At 35.7% G+C, this 9,531-nt stretch carries 8 protein-coding genes; 3 read left to right on the top strand and 5 right to left on the bottom strand.

Translation table 11 applies throughout. The features are described 5' to 3' along the window. Positions 1–272 (bottom strand): hypothetical protein (locus tag AB8B65_RS00375; protein ID WP_405298805.1); only part of this gene is annotated, 272 nt, incomplete at its 3' end. A 173-nt stretch (positions 273–445) separates the two neighbouring features. On the opposite strand from AB8B65_RS00375, the gene AB8B65_RS00370 reads away from it, so the two are divergent. Then, a complete protein-coding gene (locus AB8B65_RS00370) occupies positions 446–1,540 on the top strand; it encodes a Nif3-like dinuclear metal center hexameric protein (RefSeq protein ID WP_405298804.1) in 1,095 nt (364 codons plus the stop codon). 2 nt (positions 1,541–1,542) lie between these two features. Beyond that, positions 1,543–2,322, top strand: a complete 780-nt coding sequence (locus AB8B65_RS00365; RefSeq protein WP_405298803.1) for a zinc ribbon domain-containing protein — start codon at positions 1,543–1,545, stop codon at positions 2,320–2,322. A 32-nt stretch (positions 2,323–2,354) separates the two neighbouring features. On the opposite strand, the gene AB8B65_RS00360 is transcribed toward AB8B65_RS00365, so the two are convergent. Beyond that, positions 2,355–3,158: a class I SAM-dependent methyltransferase gene (locus tag AB8B65_RS00360; protein ID WP_405298802.1), complete on the bottom strand. Its 804-nt coding sequence runs from the start codon at positions 3,156–3,158 to the stop codon at positions 2,355–2,357. A gap of 119 nt (positions 3,159–3,277) precedes the next feature. Here AB8B65_RS00360 and AB8B65_RS00355 point away from each other — a divergent pair, with 119 nt between their 5' ends. Next, positions 3,278–5,218, top strand: coding sequence for a T9SS type A sorting domain-containing protein (locus AB8B65_RS00355; protein WP_405298801.1), 1,941 nt, complete (start codon positions 3,278–3,280; stop codon positions 5,216–5,218). A 177-nt stretch (positions 5,219–5,395) separates the two neighbouring features. Here AB8B65_RS00355 and AB8B65_RS00350 read toward each other — a convergent pair whose 3' ends face one another. The 3 genes from AB8B65_RS00350 to AB8B65_RS00340 form a co-directional block, all read right to left on the bottom strand. Next, entirely contained in the window at positions 5,396–6,940 is a 1,545-nt protein-coding gene (locus AB8B65_RS00350; RefSeq protein WP_405298800.1) for a peptide MFS transporter, read from the bottom strand. A 120-nt stretch (positions 6,941–7,060) separates the two neighbouring features. Beyond that, positions 7,061–8,200 carry a hypothetical protein gene (locus tag AB8B65_RS00345; protein ID WP_405298799.1) on the bottom strand — a complete coding sequence of 380 codons (1,140 nt, stop codon included), beginning with the start codon at positions 8,198–8,200 and terminating at the stop codon, positions 7,061–7,063. Positions 8,201–8,203: 3 nt separating this feature from the next. After that, the gene (locus AB8B65_RS00340) at positions 8,204–9,289 is read right to left on the bottom strand and encodes an amidohydrolase family protein (RefSeq protein ID WP_405298798.1); all 1,086 of its coding nucleotides are present in this window, start codon (positions 9,287–9,289) and stop codon (positions 8,204–8,206) included. Positions 9,290–9,531: the final 242 nt, after the last annotated feature.

Genomic DNA, 9,531 nt, shown 5'->3' with positions numbered 1-9,531 from the left:
TGTGGCGCTTCTTCATAATCCGCAATCACAATATAATAAAAGCTTTTAAACGCTTGAATTTCCTCATCGTCCGTTGCGCGTTCTTCACTATCTACTTTAATGGCTTGCATTCTAAAATGTTCGTTGCTTCTGGATAACACATTGTTTTCATTAATCTCTAAGACCACTTTAAATAAACGTTCGTCTTCAATTGACATAAGTTCATTCTGCGACTGCGAAAACAACAGAAAAGGCATTAAAAAAAGCACTATTGCACTTAAAATTTTATTCATAAGTAAGTTCAATTTTTGGTTTGAATTAGAAAGATACACGATTAGTTCGTTCAAACATAAAAATACTGTATAAGCGTCGTACTGAATTCGTAAGCGTTCTAAATAGTCCTCTTTTTCAGTTAACTTGATGTTTTTTTAGTGCGAATTTCTATATTTGAAAAAAAGGAGAAAAGATGAAGGTTCAAGATATTATGTCACACATAGAAGAATTATGTCCGCTTGCCTATGCGGAAGGTTTTGACAATGTGGGTTTGTTGGTTGGAAATAGCCAACAAGAAGTTTCTGGCGTATTAATTTCGTTAGATACACTTGAAAATGTAGTGGATGAAGCCATTGAAAAAGAATGCAATATGATTGTCAGCTTTCATCCTATTATTTTTTCTGGCTTAAAAAAAATTACCGGAAAAACGTATGTGGAACGTGTGGTTTTAAAAGCTATTAAACACGATATTGCTATTTACGCTATGCATACGGCGCTCGATAATTCGTGGAATGGCGTGAGCGATCGTATCTGTGATGAATTGGGCTTGACAAATAAATCAATTTTGATTCCGCAGAAAGGAACGATCAAAAAATTAATTACGTTTGTTCCCAAGAAAGATGCAGAAATGGTTCGCAATGCATTGTTTGCTGTTGGCGCTGGAAACATTGGAAATTACGAAAACTGTAGTTTTAATGTAGCAGGTGTAGGAAGTTTTCAAGGAAATGAGGATTCCAATCCGACACTTGGCAAAAAAGGAGAAACACATTTTGAAGAAGAAATTCAATTAGGAATTACGTTTGCAAAACATTTGGAAGGTAAAATTGTTAAAACCTTGCACAAAACACATCCGTATGAAGAAGTTGCGTATGAGATTACAACTTTAGAAAACACAAATCAACATATAGGAATGGGCATGGTTGGTGAATTTACAAATCCGATCACGGAAATGCATTTTATGACCTTATTAAAGACAAAAATGAACGTTCCGGTGGTACGACATTCGGCTTTATCAGGAAAAATGATTAAAAAAGTAGCGGTTTTGGGCGGAAGTGGAAGCTTTGCCATTAGCACAGCAAAACGTACAGGCGCAGATGCGTATGTCACGGCAGACTTGAAATACCACGATTTTTATCAAGCAGAAAACCAAATAATTTTAGCTGATATTGGACATTATGAGAGTGAACAGTATACAAAAAATCTTTTATTTGACTATCTTACGAAAAAAATTCCTAATTTTGCGATCATTTTATCAGTAGAAAACACAAATCCAATCAAGTATTCATAGATATGGCAAAGAAGAAAGAAGTTACGGTCGAAGAAAAATTACGCGCGCTTTTTGATTTACAATTAATTGACTCTCGCGTAGACGAGATTAAGAATGTAAGAGGAGAACTTCCTTTAGAAGTAGAAGATTTAGAAGACGAAGTAGCTGGATTAAACACGAGACTGGAAAAGTTTCATGGTGACCTTGATCAAGTAGATGAAGACATCAAAAGCAAAAAGAACATTATTGAGGAAGCAAAAACCTTAATAAAGAAGTATACAGAACAACAAAAGAACGTTCGTAACAACAGAGAATACAACGCTTTATCTAAAGAAGTTGAATTCCAAGAGTTAGAAATGCAATTGGCTGAAAAGCACATCAAAGAGTTTAAAGTTTCTATTGATCAAAAGAAATCTGTGATTTCGCAAACTAAAGAACGTTTGGACGAAAGAGAATCTCATTTAAAGCACAAGAAAGCGGAATTGAATGATATTCTTGAAGAAACTAAAAGAGAAGAAGAATTTCTTTTAGGAAAATCTGAAGAGTTTGAAAAGTTAATCGAAGACAGATTACTTGCAGCGTACAAACGTATTCGTAATAATGTACGTAACGGTTTGGCTGTTGTAAAGATTGAAAGAGGTGCTTCTGGAGGTTCGTATTTTACAATTCCACCACAAGTACAAGTAGAGATCGCTTCTAGAAAGAAAATAATTACTGATGAGCACAGTGGTCGTATTTTAGTAGATCCAGCATTAGCTGAAGAAGAAAAAACAAAAATGGAAAAACTTTTCGCTAAGTTTTAAATTTGAATAAATACTTATAAAAAACCTCGCTATTAGCGAGGTTTTTTTGTGGCTTTTAATTCGTATATCAGTGGATAGAGTTTGTCTTTTGTTTCGTATAAACCTTCCTTGTTTTTTATGAGGTCGGGCAACACATCATACGGAGAAGCGTCGTGCTCTGCAAACAATTCAATTGTTAAACCTGCATTGATCAACGCAGTGATGACGTCGCTTAAACCATGATTCCAAGCGTATTCCTTACTAATCATTTTTGTTTCGCCATCTTCTGCGTACGTTCCTTCGTATTCTTCGTAAATGACTTCTTCTTGGCTGTATGCGTATTGTAAAGTTGGTGGTGTTTGTAGATAATCAAACATCCACACAATTGGGTGAAATTCTGCCATATAAAAAGTTCCGCCATCTTTTAAACGTGATGCAATAATTTGTGCCCATTTTGTCAAATCGGGCAACCAGCCAACAACGCCGTAACTTGTAAAAACGACATCAAAAGTATCGGTAACATAATCGTTTACATCCAACACATTGCAACAATGAAAAGTAGCGTCTAAATTCAGTTCATCATTCAACGATTTTGCTAATTTAATGGCTTCATCCGACAAATCAATTCCTGTACATTTTGCGCCCATTCGAGCAAAACTCAACGTGTCTTGTCCAAAATGACATTGCAAGTGTAACAATGACTTTCCTTTCATATCCAACAAACTATTCAGTTCGTATTTCATCAGTGAAGACTTCCCTTTTTTAAAAGCATCCATTGCATACATTTTACTTTTCGCATGAATTGCTACTTTCTTATTCCACGTTTCGCGGTTGGTTTTAAAATAATTATCGTTCATTTTGTCGAGTTTTTATGCCTTTTATCGTATTATTGTTTTTGAAATAAGTCCTTTATCACAATTGTAAGGAAAAAATTCTAAATCGTACCCTAAATAATCTTACTTAAATAATTTCCTATATGAAAAAAACTACTTTTTCACTATTTAAAAGTACGTTCCTTTTATGCGTATTAATGAGCTTTTCAAGTTTTGCTCAAAATGTTGATGTAATCCTTACGGTAGATTGGCCACAATGGTCCACCGAAAATAGAGTTGAATTCTACGATCCTAACGACATGTTACTGGTAACTATTGACAATGGTTTTGATGGAAGTGGCGCTGCTGTCAATCCTTACAACGAAACTACAACTGCGGTAAGTTATCCTATAAATAGTAGCACAACTGCTGGGTATTACGTAATTGTATATGACACCTATGGAGATGGATGGAATGGCGGCGGAAGCTTAACGATTACGGCTGACGGAGATACTGCATTGACCTTTAATGGCATCTTTGATACTTCTGCTACGAATTCTCAAATCTCGCAAACAATATATTTTGCAATAGAAGAGGCGGCTCCGCCTCCACCTCCTTTCCCTGGAGTTTCACAATTTGACACAAGTGGAAACCAATATATTGAGTACATTCCTGGAAACATGCCAATTATTATTTCTGCACCACATGGTGGTGTACTACAATCTGGAGAAACCATTGGAGGAACTTTTTATCCTGACAATGACAGTGCATTACCAGATAGAAATTGTGGTGGAAGCGATGAAAGAGATGACAATACAGAAATTTTAATTCGTGAAATTCAACAATCTGTGTTCGATCAAACAGGATGTTATCCATATATCATTATTAGCAACTTACACCGAAGTAAATTAGATCCAAATAGAGAGCAAAACGAAGCTACATGTGGCGATGCGGATGCTTTATTTTATTGGAATGCTTTCCATAGCTTTATTGATGACGCAAACGCAGATGTAATGAGCAAATGGGGAAAAGGCTTATATATTGATTTACACGGACAAAGTCATACGGTTCCTAGAATTGAAGCTGGATATAATATTTCTGCCTCCGATTTGAATAACACAACAGCAAATCATTTAAATACGGTTTCAAACTCTACAATCACAAACTTGGTAAGTAATAATTTAGGAAACTTAACACAAGAAGAATTGGTTCGTGGACCAAATAGTTTGGGTGGAATTTTTAAAGATACTGGCGGCGCTTTTTATAATGCTCAAGGATATTCTGGTTGTGCTGTAACTTCAGGTTACCGAACAGTACCTAGTGATTTTGATCAAGGAAGTTCTAATGCTTGTGATGATACACGACCTTTTGGAAATCCTTATTTTGATGGAGATTTTTATAATAACAAGCGTCATGGTTCTGGACCAACTGCAAGCGATGGACTTGGCGGTGGCGGAACTATCGACGGAATTATGACTGAAGTAAACAGACGTGTGCGTGACTTAGGAACGTATAACGGGAACTTTTATGATAGTCGCCCACAAACGCTTGTTCCTTTTGCAGATGATTATGCAACGGTAATTAAAAATTATATCGATTTACATTACAATGACTTTGCAACATTTATGTATGCTGCAAATACGTATGCAACTGATGATACAGATCCAACACCAACAAAAACAACTGGTGTTACAGGTGTATTTACAGCAACACCTGCGGGATTATCAATCAATCCAACAACTGGAGCAATTGACTTATCAATGTCAACAGATGGTGTGTACACAATTACACATACGGTTGGTGACTGCGATTTGTATTCAGCATCAACAAGTATGACCATTACAAACACGTTAAGCACAACTGATGTTGAAGAAGCTTCATTTGCCATGTATCCAAATCCAACAACTGGAAAATTACAAATTCAATCTACTGCAACAATTGCACAAGTAAAAGTGTACAATTTAGTTGGACAACAAGTAAAAGCATTTACACTACAAGCTGGTGAAAAATCGATTGATCTTTCAAACTTACAAACAGGAAGTTATTTTGTGAACGTACAAAGCACTTCTGGAAACACATATACAAAACTGATTGTGAAGAAGTAATTTAGACCAACGTAATAGTTCTAAAACGAAGAAGAGGCTGTCTAAAAAGTCATAATTTCGTCAAACTGAACTTGATTCGGTTTCGCATAACAGTTGAAAATCAGCTTTATGAGATTCTGGATCAAGTCCAGAATGACGGCTTTTGAAACTTTCCAGACAGCCTCTTCACTTTTTTGATTAATGAACGCCGCTCATCAACTTTTTGATGAAAGGTGATAACATGATAGCAATAAGTCCAATAATGGCTGTTAATACGCCAAAAACAGCATACACAGACACATATTGGTATAATTGTTCGTAGGCTACTTGATTTTCTCCTGAAAACGTAGTCGTTAATCCAGTAAACGTTTCTGTAATTTCGCCAAAAATTCCATTGGCAAATACATTTTCTTCATCTGAAACTGTGGTAAGCTTGGCAATTTTCCCAGCAAAAAAATGTCCGTAAAAAGAAGCTGAAAAGAAAACGCCCATAATAAATGCCAAGTACTTTTTAGGTGAGAGTTCCGTCATTTTTGATAAACCAATAGGAGAAATACACAACTCTCCTATCGTTAAAATAAAATAACCAACGAATAAATACCACATGGACGTTTTGGCAAAAGCATCCGCAGAATTGGCAGACATGGCAAAAACCATAAATCCAAGTCCTAATAAAAACAAGCCTAAACCAGCTTTGATGGCGGAGTTCGGATTTTTCTTTTTGCGAATTAATACGGTCCACAACCACGAAAACGGAATAGCCAATAGAATGATGAATCCTGAATTGATGCTGTTGGTTTGTGCTGCGTTCAATCCGACAAGGTTAATATTTCTATCTGCAAAAAGTGTCAATGAACTTCCTGCTTGCTCAAAAATTGCCCAAAACAGCGACATTAAAATGGTGAAATAAGCTGTGACTAGTAAACGCTTTCGCGCGATGGTTCCGACAGAGCGATAAATATAAATAAGCATGGCAGTAATAGCAATAGTAGCTATCCAAACGATGTAATGTTCGTATTGATTGAATCGTACAATTAACGCAAACACAGGAACTGCTAAAAATGCACCAATAGTTACCAATTGTCCTTTGTTTAATCCTAAAAACTTCTCGTGATATAATTTTTCATCAGGAACTTTCCCTTTGTCTTGGAATACATTTTTATTTGTTCCACGATAGAAATAAAACAATCCTGCCAACATTCCTAAACCTGCCAACATGAAACCATAATGCCATCCGTAGACTTCTGCAAACCAAGCACACAATAACGGAGCAACTCCGCCACCAATATTGATTCCCATGTAAAAAATGGTAAATCCGGAGTCGCGTCGTTTGTCTTTTTCTTCATACAAAGCACCTACAAATGTGGAAATATTTGGTTTAAAAAATCCGTTTCCAACAATAATCAACGCTAACGATCCATAGAAAAATACGGGAATTTCTATCGTTAAGAAAAAATGACCTAATGCCATCAAAATTCCGCCAAGGTAAATTGCTTTCCGATACCCAATATAATGATCGGCAATGATTCCGCCCAAAACAGGAGTTACGTAGACTAATGACATATATGCGGCAAAAATTCCGATAGACATATCATCACTAAACAACAACTGCTTTGTCATGTATAAGATCAATAATGCTTTCATTCCATAGAACGAAAAACGTTCCCAGAGTTCAGCAAAGAATAAATAAAAGAGTCCTTTAGGATGTCCGAATCGTGTATCGGAAACTGTTGGAAATTCCATTTGTATGTGCTTTAAAAGTTAGTAACATACAAATGTGTTTTGATCTCATTTTAAATGAAAGTGCTGTTGTAAAGTATAGTAAAAAATAACAAGCTGTGTGCAATTGTGAGTGAAATACAATTAATTACAAATTGAGGAATAATCAGTGTTTTCGGCGCTTTCTATAAATTCATGCAGCAAACCTTCATCAATACTAATGTTTTCGGGAATCATTCGCAATCTATATTTTCCTTCGCCCAAAAACGTAAATAAGTCTCTGCGCTCCAATTGTTCGCTGCTATCTAGTTGTAATATTTCGTTGATGTTTTCTATAATTCTCGTTAGATAGGTTTGGTTTTTTATTTCGCCACCTGAACTCACCAAAATACTTTGCATTTCGCCTGTTCCATGTGCACGACGAATGGCAAATTTTAAAAGGTTTTTGTATTGTGTTGTTTTTGATCGGAAATCGACTTCTGCATTGTTGATATTTTTTGACGGAATGCTTAATTGAATCAGCGACCAATCTAAAAATTTGATGCGCATTTCGTTTGGCCGTGGTGTGTTTGCCAATTGAATTACCCAACTTGTCGCCAATACTAAGAACAAAGCAATCAACGAGGTTTTTGCAATGATTTTAATGAGCAAAGTTGGAAATTCATCATTCATTCCTAAAAATACTTCAGGCAATTGTGAGACAAAGATTAAAACCATAATAACGACCGAAATCATAGCTACTAATTTTAATCCGCGGTGCAGAAATGTTTTGTAGAACGAAATCAGCAATAAAAAACATAAGAAACCAGACAATACCAAATCGGGCACTGCATTCCATTTAATTCCAAAATGGACATTATCTTTTCCAAAAACACCAACCATTACCAAAGTTACCGTTGCGACTGCAATGATGATCCCGATGATAATTTTGACATTCTTTATATTATTATAGATGAATTTTGGCGCGTAGTAAAAGTAAAAAAGTGCCATCAACAGAAATAAATTGTTGACAATTGATAATAGATTTACACCTACTTGATAACTTATTTCATCAGAGAAATTAAAGTGTTTTGACGTGTATGCCCAAATTCCCGAACCTACCCAAACAAACATTGCCAAGCTGAGATATAACAATCCGCTATCGACACGTTTTTGCGATTCGTCTTCTTCTAATATTTGACGAAAACGCTTCCGAATGTTGGAATAAATTGCCAAAAGCAAAATAGCTCCGATAAAGGAAATAAAAATATGTGCTAGGTTATGAAATTGTGCTACATCTGTCATGTATTATTCGCCTAATATCTTACGAATTAAATCTTTCTTAGCAGCTTCGTCATCACCAAATAACCAACGAAGTACGTTATTTTCCCAAATAGCATCGTGCTGATTTTGGTCGATAATATTGCGTTCCATAGCCAAATCGAGTAATTTTCCAGGATACGATGATTGTGCGTCGCTTTCCATTTCTCCTAACGGATACGGATCGTCTAATCCCATAAGAATTTGTTTACTTCCCTGACGATCAACCATTAATTTAAACGAATCGGTATCGTGTACCAAAGTATCAAAGTATATATTTGGATGTCCGACAGCTTTTCGCGGATGCACTTTCCCTTCAAATAAATCGGGTCTTCCATCAAATCCTTGAATTCTTCTACCCAAGTTCATTTGTGCCAATTGTCCGCCATGTGCAAAACAGGTTCTAATATCTGGAAAACGTTCTTGCATTCCATTTAGCGTATAAAAATGATACGCATCACCACATTGCGCTAACATCCAAATTAAGTGAAAACGCCAGTTTACATTTTGCAATTTGATCATTTTATCACCATCATACGGGTGAATTTCAATCGCGAGTTTGTATTTATTTGCCAATTCAAAAATTGGATCATTTTCTTCGTCAAACACTGATCGCCACTGTCCTATTGAATCCATAAAATGTGTTGGCAAACACAATACGCGCAATCCTAATTCTTCAACACAACGTTCAATTTCCCACAAGGCACCATGAATAAATCCTGGATGCACTACAAAACCGCAGGTAAATTTTGATGGATGATCGCGTTGTACTTGGGCATTAAAATCGTTTTGAAAACGTAACGCATGTTTCATTGCTTCTAAGCGCAAGCCATTTCCGTATAATTGTGAAAGGTTTAGTATTACTGCATGATCAATTTTGTTATGTTCCATCCAAGCTAGCTTTTCATTCAAGAAAAAACTAGAATCAGTTACAGGACGTTTCCAGTCGTCTTGCAGCATGTATTTACGTTCGTCATCTACCCAAAAAATCTTTTTATCTTTCATAAATTGAGGAATTTGCTCTGGATAAGGCAACAAATGTGAGTGTCCGTTTATGCGTAGTTTTCGTTTCAAGGTGGTTGTTTTTTGGGCGTGATAAAAAATGCATTTCTAATTCGTTCAATGTACTTTTACTAACATAAAATAGACGACTGAGCAAAGTAGAAGGACTATTCTTCACGCAAAATTAATTCTATAAAAATACTATTTATTACAGAAACTGTGTTGTATTTAACGTTTTTAAATATTGAAGTTAAAAAAAAGTCTTTACAACTCTTCGATTTCTCAAAAAGTATAAAGACTTTTACAATATGATG

The sequence above is a fragment of the Kordia sp. genome, from assembly GCF_045105435.1.
GTDB lineage: Bacteria > Bacteroidota > Bacteroidia > Flavobacteriales > Flavobacteriaceae > Kordia.
The sequence above is the reverse complement of the archived record's forward strand: the minus strand, read 5'-3'. Positions and strand labels throughout refer to the sequence as shown.

Excerpts from the sequence above, each read along its gene's own strand:
- AB8B65_RS00360 (WP_405298802.1), bottom strand. The coding sequence starts at position 3,158 with ATGAACGATAATTATTTTAAAACCAACCGCGAAACGTGGAATAAGAAA.
- AB8B65_RS00345 (WP_405298799.1), bottom strand. The coding sequence starts at position 8,200 with ATGACAGATGTAGCACAATTTCATAACCTAGCACATATTTTTATTTCC.
- AB8B65_RS00355 (WP_405298801.1), top strand. The coding sequence starts at position 3,278 with ATGAAAAAAACTACTTTTTCACTATTTAAAAGTACGTTCCTTTTATGC.
- AB8B65_RS00365 (WP_405298803.1), top strand. The coding sequence starts at position 1,543 with ATGGCAAAGAAGAAAGAAGTTACGGTCGAAGAAAAATTACGCGCGCTT.
- AB8B65_RS00350 (WP_405298800.1), bottom strand. The coding sequence starts at position 6,940 with ATGGAATTTCCAACAGTTTCCGATACACGATTCGGACATCCTAAAGGA.
- AB8B65_RS00370 (WP_405298804.1), top strand. The coding sequence starts at position 446 with ATGAAGGTTCAAGATATTATGTCACACATAGAAGAATTATGTCCGCTT.